Source organism: Streptomyces sp. NPDC026246 (assembly GCF_055567995.1).
The window spans coordinates 681,948-704,582 of the sequence record NZ_JBVHPJ010000001.1 but is presented as its reverse complement, the minus strand read 5'-3'; the positions used below and the strand labels follow the sequence as shown (position 1 = coordinate 704,582).

10 protein-coding genes are annotated in these 22,635 nt (G+C 73.8%); 3 read left to right on the top strand and 7 right to left on the bottom strand.

Features of this window, described 5'->3' with window-relative positions:
* Nucleotides 1-259: 259 nt before the first annotated feature.
* Nucleotides 260-2,269: a serine/threonine-protein kinase gene (locus tag ACZ4M5_RS03025; RefSeq protein WP_467732425.1), complete on the top strand. Its 2,010-nt coding sequence runs from the start codon at nucleotides 260-262 to the stop codon at nucleotides 2,267-2,269.
* A 14-nt stretch (nucleotides 2,270-2,283) separates the two neighbouring features.
* On the opposite strand, the gene ACZ4M5_RS03020 is transcribed toward ACZ4M5_RS03025, so the two are convergent.
* Entirely contained in the window at nucleotides 2,284-2,607 is a 324-nt protein-coding gene (locus tag ACZ4M5_RS03020; protein WP_467732423.1) for a deoxyxylulose-5-phosphate synthase, read from the bottom strand.
* A 135-nt stretch (nucleotides 2,608-2,742) separates the two neighbouring features.
* Entirely contained in the window at nucleotides 2,743-2,955 is a 213-nt protein-coding gene (locus ACZ4M5_RS03015) for an MbtH family protein (RefSeq protein ID WP_467732421.1), read from the bottom strand.
* A gap of 93 nt (nucleotides 2,956-3,048) precedes the next feature.
* Between ACZ4M5_RS03015 and ACZ4M5_RS03010 the strand changes: the two genes are divergently transcribed.
* A complete protein-coding gene (locus tag ACZ4M5_RS03010; protein WP_467732419.1) occupies nucleotides 3,049-4,155 on the top strand; it encodes an alpha/beta hydrolase-fold protein in 1,107 nt (368 codons plus the stop codon).
* Nucleotides 4,156-4,668: 513 nt separating this feature from the next.
* On the opposite strand, the gene ACZ4M5_RS03005 is transcribed toward ACZ4M5_RS03010, so the two are convergent.
* From ACZ4M5_RS03005 to ACZ4M5_RS02990, 4 genes are all read right to left on the bottom strand, one after another.
* Entirely contained in the window at nucleotides 4,669-6,369 is a 1,701-nt protein-coding gene (locus tag ACZ4M5_RS03005) for an ABC transporter ATP-binding protein (protein ID WP_467732417.1), read from the bottom strand.
* Nucleotides 6,359-17,281 carry an amino acid adenylation domain-containing protein gene (locus ACZ4M5_RS03000; protein ID WP_467732415.1) on the bottom strand — a complete coding sequence of 3,641 codons (10,923 nt, stop codon included), beginning with the start codon at nucleotides 17,279-17,281 and terminating at the stop codon, nucleotides 6,359-6,361. The genes ACZ4M5_RS03005 and ACZ4M5_RS03000 overlap by 11 nt, the downstream gene beginning before the upstream one ends.
* Nucleotides 17,278-19,071, bottom strand: a complete 1,794-nt coding sequence (locus ACZ4M5_RS02995; protein WP_467732413.1) for an ABC transporter ATP-binding protein — start codon at nucleotides 19,069-19,071, stop codon at nucleotides 17,278-17,280. Before ACZ4M5_RS02995 ends, ACZ4M5_RS03000 begins: the two co-directional genes overlap by 4 nt.
* A gap of 218 nt (nucleotides 19,072-19,289) precedes the next feature.
* Nucleotides 19,290-20,645, bottom strand: a complete 1,356-nt coding sequence (locus ACZ4M5_RS02990) for a lysine N(6)-hydroxylase/L-ornithine N(5)-oxygenase family protein (protein WP_467732411.1) — start codon at nucleotides 20,643-20,645, stop codon at nucleotides 19,290-19,292.
* A 253-nt stretch (nucleotides 20,646-20,898) separates the two neighbouring features.
* Between ACZ4M5_RS02990 and ACZ4M5_RS02985 the strand changes: the two genes are divergently transcribed.
* Entirely contained in the window at nucleotides 20,899-21,846 is a 948-nt protein-coding gene (locus ACZ4M5_RS02985) for a methionyl-tRNA formyltransferase (RefSeq protein ID WP_467732409.1), read from the top strand.
* 27 nt (nucleotides 21,847-21,873) lie between these two features.
* On the opposite strand, the gene ACZ4M5_RS02980 is transcribed toward ACZ4M5_RS02985, so the two are convergent.
* Nucleotides 21,874-22,575, bottom strand: a complete 702-nt coding sequence (locus tag ACZ4M5_RS02980; protein ID WP_467732847.1) for a response regulator — start codon at nucleotides 22,573-22,575, stop codon at nucleotides 21,874-21,876.
* Nucleotides 22,576-22,635: the final 60 nt, after the last annotated feature.

Genomic DNA, 22,635 nt, shown 5'->3' with positions numbered 1-22,635 from the left:
CACGCGAAGCCGGGAGTACCGGTCACGCGAAGCCGGGAGTACCGGTCACGCGAACGGGCAATTCCGGCCGCCTCCGGGCGGAAAGCCGCATAGGCTCGCGTCGCACAGGTCGTGGGGGCGGGGAGGGACCGCTGTGCGGCGGGACGGGGGTCGTGCCGGCGTCAAGGGCCGTGCAGCACAGACCGTTTGCCCGGTCCGCGCCCCACGTCGTCGGCTTCCGGGCCGGCCCGGATCGTCTCTTCGTCGCAAGGAAGTGTTCGTGAGCGCAATCGGCTCCGGTGGAAGGGTTCAGCCGGCTCGTCCGGGTGATCCGGTCCGTATCGGCCCCTATCGCATCGTCGGCCGTCTCGGCGCGGGCGGTATGGGTACCGTCCACGCCGGCGTCGCCCCGGACGGGTTGCGCGTCGCGGTCAAGGTGATCCACCCGGAGCAGGCGCAGGATCCGGAGTTCCGGGCCCGGTTCCGGCGCGAGGTCGAGCTGTCCTCCCGTGTCACCGGACCGCACGTGGTCCCCCTGCTCGCCGCCGATCCGGACGCGCCGACGCCGTGGCTCGCGACCGCCTACGTCCCGGGGCCGACCCTGACCGAGTACGTGCACGCGCACGGGCCGCTGACGGACGGAGGCCCGTACGCCTTCGCGGCGGCCACCGCGCAGGCGCTCGCCGCCATTCACGCCGCAGGGGTGGTGCACCGCGACGTGAAACCGCAGAACGTCCTGCTCACACCCGCCGGGCCCCGGCTGCTGGACTTCGGTATCGCGCACGCCGCGGACGGGACCAGTCTCACCCGGACGGGGGTGATGACCGGCACCCCCGGCTGGATCAGCCCCGAGCAGTACCGCCAGGGCACCGCGGGTCCGGCGGGTGACGTGTTCGCGTGGGGGGCGCTGGTGGCCTATGCGGCCACCGGGCGGCTGCCGTTCGGGGCCGGTGCGCCCGATGTGGTCGCCTTCCGGGTGATGTCCGGCGAGGCCGACCTCGACGGTGTCCCCGTGCTGCTGCGCCGGGTCGTGGAGAAGGCGCTGATCCAGGAGCCCGGTGACCGTCCCTCCGCGGTCGAGGCCGCCGAGGAGTGTGCGGCGTTGCTGGCCTCCCAGGTCACCCAGGCGGCGGGCACGGGTGCAGCCCCGGCGACCGGGGACATGATCACGGCCGCGTGGGAGATACCCGCCGCCGACGACCCCACCTGGCAGGTTCCGTCGGACCCGCGCCGGTCACGGAAGCGGATGCTGGCCACCGTCGCCCTCGCGGCGGGTGTCGTCGGCGGCCTGGCCGGCGGAGTGGCGGCGCTGCTGCCCGGCGACAGCAGCGGCGACCGTCGGGCGTCCGCGGCGTCGGCCTCACCGCTGACGACGGCCGGGGCCGGGCAGGCCACGGCGAACACCGCGCAGGGGAACGGCAAGGCGGAACGGCAGGACGAGGGCACCGGTTCGGCGAGTGCGGCGAGCTGGGACCGGGCGCGGGCGGCCCAGGGCGCGGCGGAACACGACGTGGCCCGCGCGGTGCTGCACGACCAAGAGGTCGAGGCGGAACGACTCGGTGAAGGCGTCGACTTCGCTCCCGGGGCCGTGCGCTTCCACGCGTCGCGCCGTGAGGTCTATCTCTCCTACCGGCTCTCCTCCGACGAGCAGGGGACGCTGCACGCGGAGACGGAGATCGCCGGATCGCTCTGCCTGACCCTGCGGGACGTCGTCCTGCGGCAGCACCCGGACCTTTCGTACCGCACGTACGTCATGGTCGAGGAGGAGCAGGGCCGTGAGCCGCGGGTGACCTGGCAGGACGGCTTCGGCACCGGCACGGAGTGTCCCTCGGCCGACGGCGACGGGGCGGGCGGGGGCGGTGACGGTGACGGTGCGCAGGACTGGCAGCCCGGCGAGGAAGGGCTCGGGCAGGCGATGATCCCCAGCAGCGACAGCGCGGAGATCCGGGTCGCGGACGCCACCGCCAAGGCGATCATCGCGGGGACCAACAGGAGGCGCGGGACGCTGGGCACGGACCGGGTGCTGGGCCACGACCACATCAAGGTGGGCTTCGATCCCGGGAACTCGGCGATGTACGTCTGGTCCGAGTACCTGCAGTGGAACCAGGGTCAGGTCGAGTCCTGGGCGGCACTGGCCGCCGGAGAGGCGTGCCGGGCCCTGGTGGGCGAACGGGAGAGGGCGGGGGCCGCCTGGCCGTACTCCCGTTACGCCGTCGCCGAGATCGGCGGGTCCGGGTACCTGATGGTCCGCTGGGGCACGGCCACCACCCGGGGTGACTGCCCGTCCTGAGTGGACCTCCTCGTTCAGAGGAGCCGGATGAGAGCCCTCGCGAAGGGCTCCCCCGTGCGCGCGGCGTGGGTCATCCGCTCCCGCACCTCCCTCGGCGTGCGGGGCCGGTAGCCGGGCCCTCCGCAGCAGCTCTTGTGGAAGCGGACGCCTGCGTGCAGCAGCACGGAGAGCGTGCGCCAGGCCGCGGTGTCCCGGCGGCGGGGTGCGGCGAAGGCCGAGCCCACGTGGACCAGGAGCCGCGCGCAGCGCGGGCACACCCGTGCCCTGTCCGGGTCGTACGGCTGCTTGTACGACGCCCGGCAGGGGAGGCAGACGTAGGAGGTCTTCGCGTGGCCCATGGCGGCACCGTAGTCAGGGAGAACGGCGGGGTTCGAGTTCTTTTCGAACGACATGCTCGGCCCGGAGGCGAGGGGGACCGGCGTCCATGATGAGGAAACAGGCGTTGGTCAGCCGCGTGCAGAGCACGGGCGGGGTCAGGCGTCCTGCGACGCGGCGAGGGAACGGGGGCGCAGATCCGTCCAGTGCGTCTGGACGTAGGCGAGACACGCGTCGCGGGTGTTCTCGGCGAAGGCGACCGTCCAGCCGCCGGGTACCTCGGCGAAGGCCGGCCAGAGGGAGTGCTGACCCTCGTCGTTCACCAGGACCAGGAACCGGCCTTCGGTGTCGTCGAAGGGGTTGGTGCTCATCGCGGGTGCCTCCTCGAAAGGCCAACGTTAGGTTAGGCTCGCCTAATTGACGGAGCCTAGCCTGTGCCCCTCCCGCTCACAAGGAGACGTTCCATGCGCGTGGCCGCGATCGACGGGAAGGACGCCTTTGCCGCGTTCGGGTTGCCGGGCACACCCGGCAGTGCGGCCTTCTGGGCGGCGGCGGGCGCGCCCGCGGCGGTGCCGGACGGGTCCGGCGGCTGGGTGACCCTGTTCCTGTGGCGCGGCTCCGGTCCGGTGACGGTGGAGTTCGAGAGCTGGTCGGATCCCGTCCCGCTGCAGCGGTGGGAGGACTCGGACTGCTGGTACGCCGAGGTGCGGATGCCGGCGCGCCTGCGGGTGACCTACCGGTTCGTGACGCCGGACGCGCCGTACGCCGACCCCCTCAACCCGGCCGGTGCGGGCGGTGAACGGTCCGTCACGGCGACGCCCGACACTCCGGAACAGCCGCACTGGCCCGTCGTCGCGGCCGACGCGGTGCTGCCCGTGCCGCGCACGCGGATCCGCTGGGCGAGCGAACGGCTCGGGGGGCGGCGGACCGTCCGGGTCCATCCGGCGGGCGGGGGCGGGCCGTTGGTGCTGCTGCTCGACGGGGACGACTGGCTGTATCTGCATCCGGCCGTGACCGCGTTCGATTCGGCCGTGGCAGCGGGTGAACTGCCGCCGGTCACCCTGGGGTTCCTGCCGGCCAAGGACAGGGTGGCCGAGTTCGGCTGCCGACCCGAGCTGTGGGAGGCGGTGCGCGACGAACTGCTGCCGCTTGTCGCCGAGTCGGGTGTGCCCGCCGAGGCGGAGCGTCTGGTGGTCGCCGGGCAGAGCCTCGGCGGGCTGTGCGCGCTGTACGCGGCCATGGAGTTCCCCGAGTTGGTGTCGCGGGTCGCGTGTCAGTCCGGGTCGTTCTGGTGGACGGCCGACGCGTCGCGGCGGGCCGATCCGCTGGCCGGCCCGGACGGCGGTGCGGTCGCCGAACGACTGCGGCGGGGTGCCGACCTGTCGGGGCTGCGGGTGGCGTTCGACGTCGGGGAGCACGAGACGCGGATGCTGCCCCACTGCGCGGTGGTGGAGGAACTCGCCGAACGGGCGGGGGCGACCGTGCGGGTGTCCCGGTCTCCGTCGGGCCACGACCGGGCCGGGTGGCGCCACGCACTGCTCCGGGACGTCGGCTGGGCCCTCGGTACGTAGGGGACGCGGGCTGCCGTGTCATCCCCCGTCCGGCCAGGACGCGAGTCCGGCCAGGACGCGAGTCCGGAGCGCCCGCGCCCGGACCGCTGCGCCGGGCACCCGGCCACCGCGCCGCGGGTCGTGCGGGGCGTCGGCGTCACGCAGTGCGGCGGTGAGCGGGCGGGCGCCCGGCGGCAGGCCGCCGCAGGGGACGGCGTCGCGGAGGCGGCCGACGCCGCGGCCCCGCACCCGGCACCCGGCACCCGGCACCCGGCACCCGGCACCCGGCACCCGCGCCGTCCATGCCGACGTGCGGCGGCGGGACGCCCCCGTCGCGCCCAAGGCGCGAACGCACAGAGCGGTCCCCCACGCGCCGGGTCAGCGTGCCACCGCCGGGCCGCCACAACCCCGGTCGCGCCCAAGGCGAAGACACCGTAGGCCGTCCGTCACGCGCCGGGGCCGGCCTGCCACCGCCCAGCCGCCGAAACCCCCGTCGCACCCAACGCGACGACCACCCGTCCGCCACGCACCGCCTCAGCGTGCCACCGCCATGCGGTAACTCCGGTCGTTCGCCAGCAGGTTGCGGTGGGTGTCCTCCGCCGTGACGACCCCGCCGTCCAGGACCAGCACCCGGTCCGCCGCGTCGAGGAACGCCGGGCTGCTGGTGACGACGATCGTCGTGCGGCCCCTGCGCAGCTCGGACACGTTGCGGGCGATGAGCTGCTCCGTGACCGCGTCCACCGCCGTCGTCGGGTCGTGCAGCACCAGGATCTCCGTGTCGGCGGCCAGCGCGCGGGCCAGGGACAGCCGTTGGCGCTGGCCGCCGGAGAGATTGGCGCCCCGGTCGCGGACGGGGTGGTCGAGGCCCTCCGGGTGCAGGGCGACGACGTCGGTGAGCAGCGAGGCCTCGACGGCGTCGGCGACCGTGCCGCTCGTCCCCGAGGGGTCGATGTTGGTGCGCAGGGTGCCGGCGAAGATCTCGCCGTCGTACGGGTTCACCAGCAGGTGTGCGCGGACCGCCTCGACGGACAGCTCCGCCAGGTCCTGGCCGCCGATGCGGACCGTCCCCGCGTAGGCGGCGGGCGCGACGCCGACCGCCAGTACGGCCGCGAGATCGGCCGCGGCGCGCGGCTGGTAGGGGGCGACGGCCACGAACTCGCCCGCCTTCACCTTGAAGGTGAGGCCGTCGAGCGTGCCGTGGCGGACGCCGTCGATCTCCAGGCCACCGCCCGGAGCGGGGCGGCCGGTGCCGGGGGTCATGACCGGCGGCGCCGCCAGAACCAGTGCCATGCGCTCCGCCGACGCCCGGGCGATCATCACGTACTTGGGCATCTCCGAGAACAGCTTCAGCGGCTCCATGATGAACTGCGCGAGGCCGACGGCCATGACGAGTTCCCCGATGGTGATGCGTCCCTCGAAGGCCAGCAGGCCCGCCAGCAGGGTGACGGCTCCGGCGAGGACCGCGTTCAGGGCGAGCGCGGTGCCCGCGTAGACGCCGTTCACCCTGGCGACGGTGATCGACTGCCGGCGCGCCTCGGTGCTGATCTCGCGGTAGGACCGGAACGCGGCGTGGTTGCCGCCGAAGCCGTGCAGCGGGCGCAGGCCCGTGATCAGGTCGGCGACCTTGGCCCCCGCCCGGGCCACGCGTGCCTGCTGCTCCTGGGTGCTGGAACCGATGCGCCGGGACATCACGCTGAGCACCGACAGGATCGCCACGGTGCCGACGATCACCAGCAGCCCGAGCCGCAGGTCGGCCAGCCCCAGCGCGACCGCGGCGACGAGCACCGCGACGAGCGAGCTGACCAGCAGCGGCACCACCTCGATGATGTCGGCGGTCTGGTCGGCGTCCTCGGTGGCGATGGTCAGCACCTCGCCCGACTTGAGGTCGACGTCCCGTGCCACCGGTTGCAGTCCGCAGCCGGCGACCTGCACCCGCCAGCGGTGCGCCTCGGTGGTGTTGGCCTTCTGCAGGATCCGCATACCGAACCGCCACGACAGCGACACCGTCGTGATGATCACGGCCAGGGCGCCGATCGACAGGGCGAGCGCGCCGAGGCCGCGCTCGCCGCGCAGCGCGTGCTCGACGATCAGGCCGAGCGCGATGGGGAAGGCGGTCTCACCGGCCTGGTACAGGCCCATGAGAAGGGTGCCCCAGGCCATCGCGCCGAGGTTGCGGCGCAGGGCGGTGCGGAGGATGGCGGCCCCTCGGCGGGGCCGCTGCGCGTCAGTGGTCATCGAGGTGGCGGGCAATCGCTTCCGGGGTGCGCAGGGTGAACAGATCACGGATGGTGATCACGGGACCGTACTCGCGGCGGAGCAGCCCGGCCAGCCGCACCGCCAGCATGGAGTGTCCGCCCAGGGACACGAAGTCGCTCACCGCGCTCACCTCGTCGTCGTCCAGGTCCAGTGCCTCGGCGAACATCTCGCACACCGTGGTCTCGGTCTCCGTCCGCGGGCCCCGCTCCCCCGCCGTGGTCAGGGCGCCCAGCGGCTTGGCCTCCGGGAGGGCCTTGGTGTCGGCCTTCCCGTTCACCGTCAGCGGGAGGGCGTCGACCCGCGCGTAGTGGGTGGGGCGCAGGAAGTCCGGCAGGGCGGCGCCGACCTCGGTGGCGACGTCCGCCAGCTCCGCCCCGTCCAGCACCAGGTAGGCGGCCAGCCGGTGGGCGCCGTCGACCTGGGGGTCGGGCTGGGCGACGGCCGCCACGAACCGCACCGCCGGGTGCGCCGCGAACGCGGCCTCGACCTCCCCGGGTTCGACCCGGTGGCCGCGGATCTTGACCTGCTGGTCGGTGCGGCCGAGGTAGGCCAGGTTGCCGTCGGGCCGGCGCACGACCAGGTCGCCGGTGCGGTACATGCGCTCCCCGGGTGCCGCGAAGGGGCAGGCGACGAACCGGTGCGCGGTCTGGCCGGGCTGCCCGAGGTAACCGCGTGCGATGCCGACGCCCGCTACGTACAACTCGCCGGGCACCCCGTCGGGCAGGGGCCGCAGCCACGGGTCGAGGACGTACACGTCGGTGTTGTCGATGGGCACGCCCACCACGGGGTCGGCGCATTCGAAGGTGCCGACGCCGAGGGTGTTGATGGTGTATTCGGTGGGCCCGTACAGGTTGTAGCCGACCGTGCCCTCGGTGCGTGCCAGGCGCTGCCACAGCGCCGGGGTGACGGCCTCACCGCCGAGCAGCACCAGCGCCGGCCGCCTCGCGGGGTCGTCGAGCAGTCCCTCGGCGAGGAGTTGCTGCGCGTAGGTCGGGGTCACGTTGACGACGTCGATGCCGTGCTCCAGGCAGTAGGCGACCAGCCGCGGGGCGTCGCGCCGCAACTCCTCGTCGCAGATGTGCACTTCGTGTCCGTCGGCGAGCCACAGCAGCTCTTCCCAGGACATGTCGAACGCGAACGACACGGTGTGCGCGATGCGGAAGACCCGGTGTCCGTGCCGGGCCAGCACCGGCTCGAAGATGCGGCGCTGATGGTTGATCAGCATGTTGGTCAGGCCGGCGTACTCGGTCACGACGCCCTTGGGTCTCCCGGTCGAGCCGGAGGTGTAGATGGTGTAGGCGGGGTGCCGCAGCCGGCCGGGGTCGTCCGGGGCGAACGTCGTGTACGGCTCGGCCTCGGGAAGCGGCCGGTCCAGTTCGATCAGGTCGCCGGTCAGCCGGTGCGCGACCGCGCTGACGGTGAGGGTCACCTCGGGCCGGGCGTCGCCCATGACGGCGGCGATCCGCTCGTCCGGGTGGTCCAGTTCCAGCGGGACGTAGGCGGCGCCGGTGCGCAGGACGGCGAACAGCGCCACGATGGAGTCGAGGGAGCGCGGGAGCGCGAGCCCGACGGTGGTCTCGGGGCCGATGCCGCGCGCCACGAGCACTCCGGCGACCTCGCGGCTGCGGTCCCGGAGTTCGGCGAAGGTCAGCGTCGCACCGTGGGCGACGAGGGCCACCCGTGCGGGGGTCCGGTCGGCGGCCCGGTCGAACCGGTCGACGACGGTGTCGGTGCCGAGGGCGGTCCGCTCCCCCGCTCCCGGTACCGGTGCCAGGCCCGGCAGGGCGCCGACCGGGCCGGTCGCGCGGGACAGGTGCTCCAGGACGCCCAGGTAGTCGTCGAGGAGGCGGCGGGCACCGGCCGTGTCGCCGTCGCGGTACTCCAGCTTGACGGTGAGCCGGTCGCCGGGAGTGACCACCCAGGTGAACGGATAGTGGGTGGAGTCGTCGGCCCGCACCGAGGTGATGCCGTGCCGGGCGTTCATCCGGGCGAACGCGTCCATGTCCAGGAAGTTCTGCAGCACGAACAGGTTGTCGAACAGGGTGTCGTGCCCACTGGCCCGCTGGATCTCGCCGAGCCCCAGGTGCTCGTGCTCCATCGCATCGACGCGGGCCGCCTGCACGGCCGTCAGGTAGGCGCGGACCGAGTCGTCCGGGCGGGCCCGGGTCCACATCGGCACGGTGTTGAGCAGCACCCCGACGACGCCGGACAGTCCCTCGCCCTCGCGACCGGAGACCGTGACGCCGAACACGGCGTCGCCGCGGCCGGTACGGGCCCCGAGCAGCAGGCCGAACGCGCCGGTCAGCACCGAGTTGAGGGTGACGCCGTGGGCCCTGGCCGCCTCCCGGACGAGGGCGGACCCCTCGGCGGACAGCGTGTGCACGAGGGCCTTCGGCAGGTCGTCCGGGAAGGAGGGCGCGGGTCCGGCCAGCAGGGTCGGGCCGGGCAGACCGGCGAGGTGGTCCGCCCAGAAGCGCTCGGCCGGGCCGGGGTCGCAGGCGGCGAGGGCCCGGGCGTGCTCCTCGAAGCCCGGCACGGCCGGGGCCGGGTCGAGGGGCTCGCCCGCGAGGACGGCACGGTAGGCGTCGAACAGGTCCCGCAGGACGATCTCGCGGGACCAGCCGTCCCACAGGATCAGGTGGTAGCTCAGGAGCAGTCCGTCGCGGTCGCCGGGCAGGCGCACCACGGTCATGCGGATCAGCGGCGGCTCGCCCGGGTCGAACCCGTTGGCGCGGTCCCGGGCGCGCAGCTCGTCGGCCTCCGCCTCCGTGGCGAGCTCGACCGTGCGGACGCCGACCCGGCGGCCGGCCCTGAGGACCTGGACCGGGTTGCCGTCGTCGTCGGTGGTGAACCCGGCGCCCACCACCGGGTGCCGTGCCATCACGTGCGCCATCGCCTCGGCCAGCGCGTCGGCGTCCAGGCGCCGGTCGAAGGTGAACCAGTTCTGTGCGACGTAGTGGCCGGCCGGACCGGCCAGCTGGGCCTGGAAGTACAGGCCGCGCTGGAGCGGGGTGACCGGCGCCGTGCGCTCGGCGGTCACGGCCGCTTCCGTGACGCGGTGCAGGGCGTCGCGCCAGTGTTCGGTGATCTCGTCCGGCACTCCGTCGGCCAGGACGAACTCGGCCAGCAGGCTGCCGGTGGCGTCGTCGGTCCAGGCGTTCACCTCGACGGCGTACGGGCTGGGCTGCTCCCCCGCGGTCAGGTGCAGGGCGCGGGACTCGCCGCCTCTGCCGAGGTAGTTGAACAGGACCTGCGGGCGGCCGGTGAGCAGGGGCGCGGTCTGCGGGTTGAGGTACCTGAGCCGGCCGTAGGCGAGGTGCCCGGACTCGTCGGGCTGGCGTGTGGCGAGTTCGCGGGCGGCGGCGACGGGGTCGGTGTGCGGGGTGAGCCGTACCGGCGCGATGGCGGTGAACCAGCCGACGGTGCGGGAGTAGTCGTGCTGCGGGAGTGCCGGGATCCGGCCGTGCCGCTCCAGGTCGACGGCGAGGTCGGTGGGCTCGGGCTGGACACGGGTCAGGGCGGTGCGCAGGGCGCCGCAGAGCAGCTCGGTGAGGCCGACGCCGAGCGCGGCGGGGGCGGTCCGGGTGAGGCGGTCGCTCACGTCGGGGGCGACGACGACGGTCGTCTCGCGCAACGGCCCGCCGCAGGGCAGCGGTTGGGGGGCCCGCAGGGTGCTCACCCAGTGGTCCAGGCTGTCGGCGTCGGTGGCCGACCGGAGGGCGAGGGCCTCGGCGTACTCGGCGTAGGAGGTGGTCGGCGGGGCGAGGGGCTCGCCGCGCAGGGCCGCGGTGAGGTCGTCGAGCAGGATCAGCCAGGAGACCGCGTCGACGGCGAGGTGGTGCACGGTCACGACCAGGGTCCCGCTCGCCTCCAGCCAGGCGAAGGCGATCAGGTCGCCGGTCGTGGGGTCGAGCCGTCCGGCCGCCTCGTCGGCGACGGCCGTCGCGTCGGTGGTGTCCGGGCGGGCGACGGTGATCTCGCGCGCGGGCTCGGTGCGCAGGGTCCACACGCCGTGTGCGGTGCCGAGGCGCAGCCGGAGGGCCGGGTGTGCGGCGACGACGGCCCGTGCGGCCCGTACGGCGTCGCCGTGTGCGGTGCCGTCGGGCGCCCGGAGGGCGCGGGCCTGGGCGAAGCGGGCCAGGGAGCCGCCGAGTTCGCGCCGGCGGAGGATGATCGGGGTGGGGGGCAGCGGTCCGTCCTCGCGGGGGGCCGTCTCGGGTGCGGGGGCGGCGGCCGTGCCGCTGCGCAGGTGTCCGGCCAGGGCGCGGGGCGTCTTGAGCAGGAAGACGTCCCGCGGGGTGAGGGGCAGGCCCTGCGCCCGGGCCCGGTTCACGACCGTGATGGCGACGATGCTGTCGCCTCCGGCGCGGAAGAAGTCGGTGTCCGCGGTCACGTCCGCACCGGGCAGTGCCCCGGCGAAGACGTCCACCAGCGCGGTGACGGCCGCGTGTTCGTCCGCGGCCGTTCCGTGGTCCGCCGCCTGGGTCCCGGGGCCCGTGAGGGGGCGTTCGGCCAGGGCGCGCCGGTCGAGCTTGCCGTTGACCGTCAGCGGCAGGGTGTCGATCGGGAGCACCCGGCGCGGGACCATGTGGACGGGCAGCTTCTCCGCCAGCCGGTCCTGAAGGTCGCCGGGTACGTCGCCCACCACGTGCGCGACCAGGTGGTCACCGTCCTCCGACACCGTCACGGCCGCGTCCCGCACGCCGTCCAGGTCCCTGATCGCGGCCTCGACCTCGCCCGGCTCGATCCGGAAGCCGTTCAGTTGCACTTGGTCGTCGGCGCGGCCGATGAACCGCAGTTCGCCGTCGAGGGTGCGCACGGCGAGGTCGCCCGTGTGGTACATGCGCGAGCCGTCGCCCGCGAACGGGTCGGCGACGAACCGTCCGGCGGTGAGCCCGGGCCTGCCCAGGTAGCCGAGGGACAGCTGGTCGCCGGCGACGTAGATCGCGCCCACCCGGCCGGGCGGGACGGGCCGGAGCCGCTCGTCGAGGAGACGGGTGACCAGGCCGGGGATCGGGCCGCCGATCGGGCTCACACCCCCCTCGCCGGCGAAGTCCCCCTCGCGGGCGAAGTCCTCCTCGCGCAGCACCCGTCGGGTGACGTGGACGGTGGTCTCGGTGATGCCGTACATGTTGACCAGCTCCGGCGCGGCCGTGCCGTGCCGTTCGACCCAGCCGCGCAGCCGGTCCGGGTCCAGGGCCTCCCCGCCGAAGATCACTCTGCGCAGCGCGGGCAGCGGTTCGCCGGCGGCCCGGTCGGCCTCGACGAACCGGTGGAAGGCGGACGGCGTCTGGTTCAGCACGGTGACGCCTCGTTCGAGCACCAGCCGGTGGAAGTCGACCGGTGAGCGGGTCAGCGCGTAGTCGGGGACCAGCAGTTCACCGCCGTGGGCCAGTGCGCCCCACAGCTCCCAGACGGCGAAGTCGAAGGAGAAGGAGTGGAACTGGACCCAGACGTCGTCCGGGCCGAAGCCCATGTCCGGCCGGGTGCGGGTCAGCAGCGTCACCACGCTGGAGTGCGGGACGACGACGCCCTTGGGCCGGCCGGTCGACCCGGACGTGTAGATCACGTACGCCGGGTCGCGCCAGTCCGGCGCGGGTCCCGGCCCGGAGGGGGCGGCCGGGGGCGTCTCGCCCTGCACGAGGACGCGTGCCGGCACGTCGGCCCGGCGCGTCAGGGCCGTGAGACGGTCCAGGTGCTCGCGGTCGACGAGGACGACCTGGGGGGCCGCGTCGGCGAGGATGTACTCCAGCCGCTCGTCCGGGTAGGCCACGTCCAGCGGTACGTAGGCCCCGCCGGCGCCGACGACCGCGACCAGGGCGACGACCTGCTCGACCGAACGCGGGACGGCGACGGCCACCCGTTTGCCCGGTCCCACCCCGGCGGCGCGCAGGGTGGACGCCAACGCGTCCTTGAGGCGGGCGAGTTCGCCGTAGGTGACGGATCGCGTGGTGCCGTCGAGGCCGCACTGGGTGACGGCGGTCGCGGCCGGGTCGCGGCGGGCGGCCGCGTCGAAGAGGGCGTCCAGGGTGGCCGGGACGACCGGGGCGGGCCGTGGGTCGCCGTCCCGGGTCAGGTCGGCGGCCGGGGTGGCGGGGCGGGTGAGCAGGCCGGTCAGGATCCGGGTGAAGGTGTGCAGCAGGGTCCGGGCCGTGGCCCGGTGCAGGAACGCGCCGTCGTGGACCAGGTTGAAGCGGGGGCGGCCGTCGGGGTCGCGTTCGGCCACGAGGGTCAACGGGTAGTGCGGGGCGCCCTCGTTGACGATGCCGGTGACCTTCACGGTGTCGCCGGGGCGTCCCAGGGCGGTGACGTCGGTGGCGACGTCGAACACCACCAGGGTGTCGAAGAGGGGCCCGGTGCCGGCCTGGCGGCCGATCCTGGCCAGGGAGACGTGCTGGTGCGGCCGGACGCGGGCCTGGTGGTCGCGGACGGCGGCGAGCAGCTCGGCCGCCGTGGTGCCCGCCGTCCAGCTCACCCGCACGGGAACGGTGTTGATGAACAGGCCCACCATGTCCTGGATGCCGGGCACGTCGGCGTCGCGGCCGGAGACCGTGGAGCCGAACACCACGTCGTCGCGGTGCAGGACGGTGCCCAGGGTGAGGGCCCAGGCGCTGTGCACGGCCGCGCTCAGCGGGACACCGGCCTCGCGCGCGGCGGCGTCGAGGTCGTCCTGCGGGTACACCACGCAGTCGGCGAACCGGTCGGACGGCGTGTGGCCCTCGGCGACCAGGGAGGGGCCGGGCAGCCCGGCCAGTTCCCCGCGCCAGACCCGGTCGCTCTCCTCGGCGTCACGGCGGGCGAGCCAGTGCAGGTAGTCGGTGAAGCCGCCGGCCGGGTACACCGTCCCCGGTGCGTGGTACTCGGCCAGCAGCGCGCGGAGCATCGGCGGGACGGACCAGCCGTCGGCGATGACGTGGTGGACGGTCTGCACCAGGACGGTGCGGCCCGCTCCGCCCCGGATCAGGGTGTAGCGCATCAACGGGCCGGTCGCGAGGTCGAAGCCGGTCCGTCGGTCGCGCTCGGCGAGGTCGCGTATGTCCTCGTCGGTGATGCCGGGGCGGTCGAGCGTGGTGAAGGGTGCCGGCACGCCGTCCTCCAGCACCGACACCACCCGGCCGTCGGCCAGGGACGTGAACCGGGCCGCCAGGTTGGGGAAGAGCGTGAGCAGCCGGGTCGCCGCGGCGGCGAGCCGATCGGCGTCCACCTCGCCGTCCAGGGTGAGCAGTTGCTGCTCCACGTAGGCCCCGGCGGAGTCGTCGTCGAAGACGGAGTGGAAGTACAGGCCCTCCTGGAGCGGGGTGAGCGGCAGGACGTCCCGCAGGGCCGGCCCGTCCAGGGCGTCCACGTCGGCCTGGGTGAGCGGCACCAGGGGGAAGTCGCCGGGGGTGTGCCCGCCCCGTTCGAGCGCGGCCAGTCCGTTCAGTGCCGCGGCGAAGTGGCCGGCGAGGGCGGTGATGTCCGCGTCGGTGAACATGCCGTCGGGCCAGGAGACGGTCGTGACCAGTTCGTACGCGCCGGAGGCGGCGGGTTCGGCGATCGCGTTGAACTCCAGGGCGCGCGGCAGGCGCATGGCCGGGTCGCGCCTCTCGCCCAGGTGCCCGGTGGCGCCCGCGAGTTGCCAGTCACCGGGGGCGCCGGCGGCGAAACGGCCGAGGTAGTTGAACAGGACCTGCGGCGCGGGTACGTCGAACTCCACGTCGGCGAGGTAGCGCAGGGCGCCGTAGGAGACGCCGTGGTCGGGCACCCGGGCGAGGTCCTCCTTGACCGTCTTGAGCGCGGCGGTCAGGTAGGCGGGATCGGTGAGGTCGGTCGCGGGGCCGGGATCGACGGTGACCGGGAAGAGGGTGGTGAACCAGCCGACGGTCCGCGACAGGTCCGGCTCGAACCCGGCCGGGCCGGCGACGCACTGCGGTTCGCGGCCGTGGCCCTCGAGCTCGATGTGCGCGAACGTCTGGTCCTGGCCGAGGTCGCGGCGCCACCGGGCGAGGGCGACGGCGAGGGCGGTGAGCAGCACGTCGTCGACCCCGGCGTGGAACTTCGCGGGGATCTCGCCCAGCAGTGCGGCGGTGACCTCGGGGCCGACCGAGACGGTGCGCAGGCGTTCGCGTGCGACGGTGTCCGTCGCGGCCAGGGGGCGCCGGCCCAGCGGCAGGTCCTCCCCCGGCAGGGGACGGCGGTAGTAGGAGCTGTCGGCGTCGAACGCGGCGCGTTCCAGCAGCTGGGTCCAGCGCCGGAACGAGGTGCCCTCCGGCGGCAGTTCGACGGGGGCTTTCGAGCCGTACCGGTGCCACGCGGTGGCCAGGTCCTCCATCAGCACGCGCCAGGACACGCCGTCGATCACCACGTGGTGGGCGACGAGCACGAGTTGGCGTGCCGCGCGGCGCAGGACGGCGCTCAGCATGACACCGCCCGTGGGGTCCAGTTCCTCGGTGGCGAGGGCGACGCAGGCGTCGAGCGGCAGGTCGCTCTCGCGCCACCGGGCCGTGCCCCGGCCGGCGTCGGGGATGTCGAAGCCCCAGCGCTCGCCGCGCACCAGGCGGGCGCGCAGCATGGGGTGCGTGTCGAGGAGGGCGGTGAGCAGCGTGCCGAGGGCGTCCGCGGTGAGCTCGGCGGGGGCGTTCAGCACGACCGACTGGACGAATCCGTCGACGGCGCCGGTGGTCTCGCCGAGCCACCGCACGATGGGCGAGCCCACGACGGTGCCCGTGGCGACGTCGGCGTGGTCCACGGTCCGGACGGCCTCCCGGCTCGCGACCGCCGCGAGCGCGCCCGCCGTGGGGTGCGCGAAGATCTGCCGTGCCGTGACGTGCAGCCCCCGCTCGCGCAACGCGCTCAGCAGGGAGATGGCGAGGATGCTGTCGCCGCCGAGCTGGAAGAAGTCCTGGTCGACGCCGGCCTCGTCGAGCCGCAGCACCTCCGCGACGGCGGCGCACACGGCGCGTTCGTCGTCGGTGACGGGCCGCACGAAAGAGCCCGCGCCGACGGCGGGCTCGGGCAGGGCGTTGCGGTCGAGCTTGCCGTTGGCGGTGAGCGGGAACTCCTCCAGGACGACGACGTGGGCGGGCACCATGTACTCGACCATGTGCGCGGCGGCCCAGGCCTTGACGTCCTCCGCCCGCAGGTCCCCGCTCCCCGCGGCCGGGATGACGTAGCCGACGAGGTACGTGCCGCCCGCGGCGTTCTTCTTCGCGACGACGCAGGTGTGCCGGACGGCGGGGTGTTCCGCGAGGCCGATCTCGACGTCCTCGATCTCCAGCCGCATGCCACGGATCTTGATCTGGTTGTCGGCGCGGCCGAGGAAGTCCAGGGAGCCGTCCGGGGCGTAGCGGGCGAGGTCGCCGGTGCGGTAGAGGCGGGAGCCGTCGGCCGCGAAGGGGTTGGCGACGAACCGGGAGGCCGTCAGGCCGGGGGCGCCCACGTAGCCGCGGCCGAGGAGGAACCCGCCGACGTACAGTTCGCCGCCGACGCCGACCGGGACGGGGCGCAGTTCCTCGTCCAGGACGTACAGCTGGGTGTTGGGGTTGGCCTTGCCGATGGAGGTCGACAGGCGTTCGGCGGCGCCGCGGTAGACGACGTGGGAGACGCCGATGGTCGTCTCCGCCGGGCCGTATCCGTGGTACAGGGGGATGTCGAGCTTGGTGCGGAACCGCTCGTACAGCTCGGGGGTGAGGACCTCGCCGCCGCACCACACGTGCCGCAGGCTGTCCAGGCTCCCGGAGTCGCCGGCCATCTCCAGCAGCACGTCCAGCATGGACGACACCAGGTACGTAAAGGTGACGCGCTGTGCGGCGATGACGCCCAGCAGATGCTGCGGGTCGCGTTCGCCGCCGGGCCGCAGGACGACGAGCCGGCCGCCCGAGACCAGGGGCAGGAAGATCTCGTTGACGGAGATGTCGAACGACAGCGGCGCCTTGAACAGGGAGGCGTCGTCGTGGCCGAAGCCCAGGATCTCGTTCACCTGCCACAGCAGGCGCTCGCTGATGGCCTCGTGCCGGATCATCGCGCCCTTGGGGCGCCCGGTGGAGCCGGACGTGAAGATCACGTAGGCCAGGGCGTCGCCGGGGACCATGACGCCGGTGCCGTCCACGGGGTACGCGTCGTACCGCCAGTCGCCGAGGTCGACGGCGACGGCGTCCGGTTCGGCCGGGTCGTGCTCGCCGGTGGCGTTGAGCTGCAGGGCGACCCGGGCGTCCTCGACGACGACGGCCCGGCGCGCCGCGGGCCACTGCGGATCGAGCGGGACGAAGGCGCACCCGGCCTGGAGGACGGCGAGCAGACCGATCACCATGTCGGCGGAGCGGTCCAGGGAGATCCCGACGACCTGTTCGGGCCGCAGCCCGCGCTCCAGCAGATGGTGGGCCAACTGGGCCGATGTGGCCGCCAGCTGACGGTACGTCAGTGAGCGGTGTTCGTCGACGACGGCGACCGCGTCCGGCCGGGCCAGCGCCTGGGCCCGGAACATCTCGACGACGCCGGGGCGGTCCCGGTCGGCCCGGTTGTCGTTCCACTCGGCCAGGGTGGCGAGCCGGGCGGCCACGCTGGACGGGCCGACGGATCCCAGGGGACGGTCGGGGAAGTCGGCCAGGTCGTCCAGGGCGAGCTGGGCGTCGGCGGGGTCGACGCCGTCGGGAAGGGTGATGCCGAGGCCGTCGGCGGTGACGTCCCAATCCGCGGGCCCGGCGCCGCCGTTGTCGGCCCAGCCGAGGACGTCGGCGAAGAGGGTGCCGGGCGTGAGGTCGAGGCCCTGCGGACTGCGGCCGGTCGCCCAGTAGGCCAGGGAGATCGCGCAGGCCTCGGCGATGGTCCGGTCCGGGTAGTGGCCGATCCGGCGGCGGACGCCGGCCAGGTGCGGGGAGGAAAGACGTACGAGGCGAGCGCCCGATTGCATCATGCGTGACTACCCTCTCTCCAGGCCCGCCACAGCCGTGCGTACCGGCCGCCCCGAGCCACCAGTTCCTCGTGCGTGCCCTGCTCCACGACCCGTCCCGCGTCCAGCACGGCGATCCGGCCGGCGGCCATGGCCTGGGAGAGCCGGTGCGCCACGAACAGCGTGGTCCGGCCCTGGCACGCGGCCCGCACGGCCCGTTCCAGCTCGGCGGCGCCCTCGCTGCCGGCCTCCGCGGTCGACTCGTCGAGCACCACCACCGGGGCCCGGCCCAGCACCAGCCGGGCCAGGGCGATCTGGGCGACCTTCGTGCCGTCCAGCCGCTCACCGCCCTCGCCGACCGGCGTGTACAGCCCCTCGGGCAGGGCGTCGGCCCACTCGCCGGCCCCCACGGTGCGCAGGGCGTCGCGCAGTTCATCGTCGCCGGCGCCGGGCGCGGACAGGCGCAGGTCGTCGGCGAGCGGGCCGGAGAAGACGTGGGTCTCCTGGGTGAGGATGCTCACCAGGGCCCGCGCCCCGGCCTCGTCCAGGTCGGCGAGGTCCGTGGTGCCGATGCGGACCGTGCCGGCCTGCGGGGTGCCGATGCCGGCGATCAGCGCGGCCAGGGTCGTCTTGCCGGCACCGGTCGCGCCCACCAGCGCGAGCGACGTCCCGGCGGGAATGGACAGGTCCACGTCCCGCAGCACCGGTTCGGCGGAGCCCGGGTAGCGGAACGTCAGCCCCCGCACCGTCACCGCGTACGCCCCGGCCTCCGCGACGGGGACGGACGCGTCGCCGACCAGCCGCTCCCCGGACGACTCCCCGAGCACCCCGACCAGGCGGGTCAGACTGGCGCCCGACTTCTGCGCCTCGTCGAAGGTGAACATGATGGCGCCGAGCGGCGTGAACAGCCGGTGGAACAGCAGAGGAGCCGCCGCCACCTCGCCCAGGGAGGCGGCGCCCGCCTCCAGCAGGGCGTACCCGACCAGGAGGATCAGGACCAGCCCGATGAACTCGGCGCGGTTCTCGCGGCCGACGAACCGGCCGAAGAACCGGAAGACCTCGACGCCGAGGTCGCGCACCCGCCACGACTCGTCGGTGACCTTCTGCCGGAAGGCCCCTTCCAGGCGGTACGCCCGGACGGTGTCGATGCCGTTCAGGCCGCTGATGAACGCCTGGGCGCGGTCGGCCTGGGCCGTCCTCTGCCGCCGGTACAGGGGCGCGGACCGGGGCAGGTACCAGCGCAGGGCGAGCGCGTAGGCGGGAAGGGCGCCCGCGCCGGCCAGGCCGAGGCGCCAGTCCAGCCCGAACATGCCGAGGGTGGCGATGACCACCAGCACACCCGCCGAGAACACCGTGGGGACGGCGGTGCGGATCCCCCTGGAGATGACGGCCACGTCGTCACCGACGCGGGAGAGCACATCGCCCCGGCCGACCTGCTCGACGCGTGCGCTGGGCATGCCGAGGACGGCGCGGACGGCGCCCTCGCGCAGGCGCGCGAGCAGGTCGGCGCCCAGCCGGCCGATGAGGTAGGTCGACACGGCGGTGACCACCGCGCCGAGCAGTGCGGCGGCGCCGATCAGGAGCCCCACGGTGATGAGGACGGACCGGTCCTCGCCGGCGACGACCCCGTCGACCACGCGTCCGAGCAGGAGCACCGGCAGGATCTGCAGCGCCGCACCCGTGACGGTGGTGAGCACGGTCGCGGCGGTCAGCCAGGGCGTCTCGCGGCAGTGTGCGGCGACCCAGCGGCCGGCTTCCCGGCCGGTCGTCGTGCGCAGCGCCGCCGGGGCGACGCGCGTGGCGGTGGCGCTCACTCCTGCCCGACCGGGTCGGCGGGTCCGGCGACCGCGTACGGCAGCGGCGACGGCCCTCGCCGGCGCCTCCCGGCCTTCGTTCGGTGCAGGAGCATCAACGTCCCTTTGCTCTCGTGCCGGTACGCCGCACCCTCGGCTCAAGGGCAGGCAGAACCATAGCGTGCGGAAGTGAGGCAAGCCTTAGTCGCTTGGGCGGGGTGGTGCGTCCCCGCCTGTCGTCAGCGGGTCGTGCTGCCCGTGCCGTCGGTGAGGGTCCGCCTCCGGCCGGCTTCGGATCCGGGTCCGTGGCCCAGGAGGGAGTCGAGGATCTCGCCCACTCTGACGGCCGTGTTGGACAGCAGGGAGGAGGTGATGCCGTGCGTGTGCTCCGTGCCGCCCTGCAGGTAGATGCCGCACCGCAGGGCGGGATCGGTGGCGATGCGGTAGTCCCGCTCGACGCGGACCCGGCCCTCGTCGTCGCGCAGGCAGCGGTCGGCGACCTCGCCGAGGAGGCCGGTGGGGTCGGCCGGGGCGTAGCCGGTGGCCAGGACCACGACGTCCGCGTCCAGGTCGGTCTCCTCTCCGGTGACCAGGGACTGCACCGTGCACCGGACGCCGGACGGCGACTCCTTGACGCCGGTGAGCCGGGAGACGTTGAGGAAGCGCAGCCGTTCGGCTCCGAGGACCTTCTCCTGGTACGACTGCCGGTAGAGGTCGTCGATGAGGTCGATGTCCACCACGGAGTAGTTGGTGTTGCCGTGGTAGTCCATCAGGCGGCGTTTGACGTCCTCCGGGGCCGCGAAGTACGCGTCGACCGCCTGCGGGTCGAAGATGCGGTTGGCGAAGGCGCTGTCGTCGGCGGGGCTGTAGCCGTAGCGGGAGAACACCGCGCAGACCTCGGCGCCGGGGAAGCGGCGGTGCAGGTAGGCGACGTTCTCGGCGGCGCTCTGCCCGGCGCCCACGACGACGAAGCGTGCGGGCGAGGTGCCCTCCAGCCCGTCGACCTTGGCCAGCAGTTCGGAGTTGTGCCAGACGCGGTCGCCGCGCTCGACGCCGTCCGGCAGCAGGGGGCGCAGCCCGGTGCCGATGACGAGATTGCGGGCCCGGTGGATCTCCAGGCCGCCGCCGGAGCGGACGGTCACCTCCAGGTGCTCCACGACACCGTCACGGCCGACGGGCGCGACCCCGACGACCTCGTGGCCGTAGGAGACCATGTCGTCGACCCGGGACGCCGCCCACTCGAAGTAGTCGTGGAACTCCACGCGCAGCGGGAACAGGTTCTTGTGGTTGATGAAGTCGATCAGCCGGCCCCGGCTCTGCAGGTAGCACAGGAAGCTGTACTCGCTGGCCGGGTTGCGCAGCGTCACCAGGTCCTTGAGGAAGGAGACCTGCATGGTGGCGTCGTCGATGAGCATGCCGCGGTGCCAGCCGAAGCGGGGTTGCTGCTCGAAGAAGTGAGCGGTGACCGCCTCCTGCCCGCCGGCGTGTGCGTTGTGCTCGCGGAGCGCGATGGCCATGGCCACGTTGGACGGCCCGAAGCCGATTCCGATGAGGTCGTGGACCGGTGGTGCGTCATCAGGAGGAACCTGCGACATGTCACTCCCATCGTGCGGGGCGGCCGCGTGTCGGGTGGGGAGGGAACGGGGAGACGGGCATGCCGGTGGAACGGCACCCCCGATGAAACTTAGGTGAGCCTAAGCTAAACCGTCAGGACGTGTCGACAGGGCAAAACAGACAGCCCGCCACCTGACGGCTCGCCAACTCCCGGCACTGGACGCCCCGTTGTGAACTAAGGCAAGCCTTGCTTTACTTGCCTCGGCCATCGCCCTGCCCCTGAGGAGGAACCCCATGCGGGTCGTCATGTTCGGTTACCAGACCTGGGGCCACCGCACCCTCCGAGCCCTCCTGGAGTCCGAGCACGACGTCGTGCTGGTCGTCACCCACCCCAAGAGCGAGCACGCCTACGAGAAGATCTGGAGCGACTCCGTCGCCGACCTCGCCGAGGAGCACGGCGTCCCGGTGCTCATCCGCAACCGCCCCGACGACGAGGAGCTGTTCGCACGCCTGCAGGCGGCCGATCCGGACATCATCGTGGCCAACAACTGGCGTACGTGGATCCCGCCGCGCATCTTCGCCCTGCCGCGCCACGGCACACTGAACGTGCACGACTCGCTGCTGCCGAAGTACGCCGGCTTCTCGCCCCTGATCTGGGCCCTGATCAACGGCGAGTCCGAGGTGGGCGTCACGGCGCACATGATGAACGACGAACTGGACGCCGGTGACATCGTCCGGCAGGAAGCGGTGCCCGTCGGGCCGGCGGACACGGCGACCGACCTGTTCCACAAGACGGTCGAGCTCATCGCCCCGGTCACCATCGGCGCCCTCGCCCTGATCGCCTCCGGGCGCACGGAGTTCACCCCGCAGGACCGCACGCAGGCGTCCTTCTTCCACAAGCGCTCCGACGAGGACAGCCGCATCGACTGGTCCTGGCCCGCGGAGGACCTGGAGCGTCTGGTGCGCGCCCAGTCCGAGCCGTACCCGAGCGCCTACACCTTCCACAAGGGCCGGCGCCTGGACGTCCTGGCCTCGTTCGTGTCCGAGGGCCGCTACGGCGGCACCCCCGGCCGCATCTTCTACCGCGAGGGCGAGGGCGTGGTGATCGTCGCCGGGGCCGACGCCCGCACCGGGCGCAACCACGGCCTGGCCCTCACCCGGGTGCGCACCGCGGACGGCCGGGAACTGCCCGCGACCGAGTACTTCACCTCCATGGGCGGCTACCTCACCGACCGCCCCTGATCCGCCCGGCCGGACGGTCCCCGCTGCTCAGGCCCGCCAGGCGTACCGGCGTTCGGGCCGCCCGGCGGCTCCGTAGCGCAACGTCACGTCCGCGCTCGCGGTGCTGTGGAAGTACTCCAGGTAGCGGCGGGCGCTCACGCGGGAGAGACCGGTGAGGGCGGCGCACTCGGTGGCGGACAGGGTGCCGTCCGCGTCGCGCAGGGCGCGCTCCACCAGACCGGCGGTCTCCACGCTCATGCCCTTGGGCAGCGTGGGGGCCGGAGCCGGCGCGAACGCGCCGGCCAGGACGCGGTCCACGTCCGCCTGGCCCCGGACGACCGTGCTCAGCAGCCGGCCCCGCTGGGCGGCGTAGCGCTCCAGGCGGGACCGCAGGTCCGCGAACCCGAAGGGCTTCAGCAGGTAGTCCACCACTCCCCGGCGCACCGCGCCGCGCACCGTCTCGGCCTCCTGCGCCGCGCTGATGACCATGACGTCGCAGTCGTGCCCGGCGGTGCGCAGCCGGGGGATGACGTCGAGACCGAACAGGTCGGGCAGGTACAGATCGAGCAGGACGAGGTCGGGACGCAGCGCCCCGACGGCCTCGATGGCCTGGCCGCCGCTGTGGGCCTCGCCGACGACGCGGAACGGCTCGACGCGTTCGACGTACCGGCGGTGGACGCGGGCCACCATGAAGTCGTCGTCGACCACGAGGACGTCGATGGTCCCCGGCTTGTCGCCGTCCGCGCTCATGGCGCCGCTCCTTCTCGCCTCCGTGCCGGTGAGGTGGCCGACGGCCGTGCGTCCGGTGCA

What these genes read in the sequence shown, in the direction of transcription:
- ACZ4M5_RS03000 (WP_467732415.1), bottom strand. Translation starts at nt 17,281, where the DNA reads ATGATGCAATCGGGCGCTCGCCTCGTACGTCTTTCCTCCCCGCACCTG.
- ACZ4M5_RS02980 (WP_467732847.1), bottom strand. Translation starts at nt 22,575, where the DNA reads ATGAGCGCGGACGGCGACAAGCCGGGGACCATCGACGTCCTCGTGGTC.
- ACZ4M5_RS03010 (WP_467732419.1), top strand. Translation starts at nt 3,049, where the DNA reads ATGCGCGTGGCCGCGATCGACGGGAAGGACGCCTTTGCCGCGTTCGGG.
- ACZ4M5_RS03015 (WP_467732421.1), bottom strand. Translation starts at nt 2,955, where the DNA reads ATGAGCACCAACCCCTTCGACGACACCGAAGGCCGGTTCCTGGTCCTG.
- ACZ4M5_RS02985 (WP_467732409.1), top strand. Translation starts at nt 20,899, where the DNA reads ATGCGGGTCGTCATGTTCGGTTACCAGACCTGGGGCCACCGCACCCTC.
- ACZ4M5_RS02990 (WP_467732411.1), bottom strand. Translation starts at nt 20,645, where the DNA reads ATGTCGCAGGTTCCTCCTGATGACGCACCACCGGTCCACGACCTCATC.
- ACZ4M5_RS03020 (WP_467732423.1), bottom strand. Translation starts at nt 2,607, where the DNA reads ATGGGCCACGCGAAGACCTCCTACGTCTGCCTCCCCTGCCGGGCGTCG.
- ACZ4M5_RS03005 (WP_467732417.1), bottom strand. Translation starts at nt 6,369, where the DNA reads ATGACCACTGACGCGCAGCGGCCCCGCCGAGGGGCCGCCATCCTCCGC.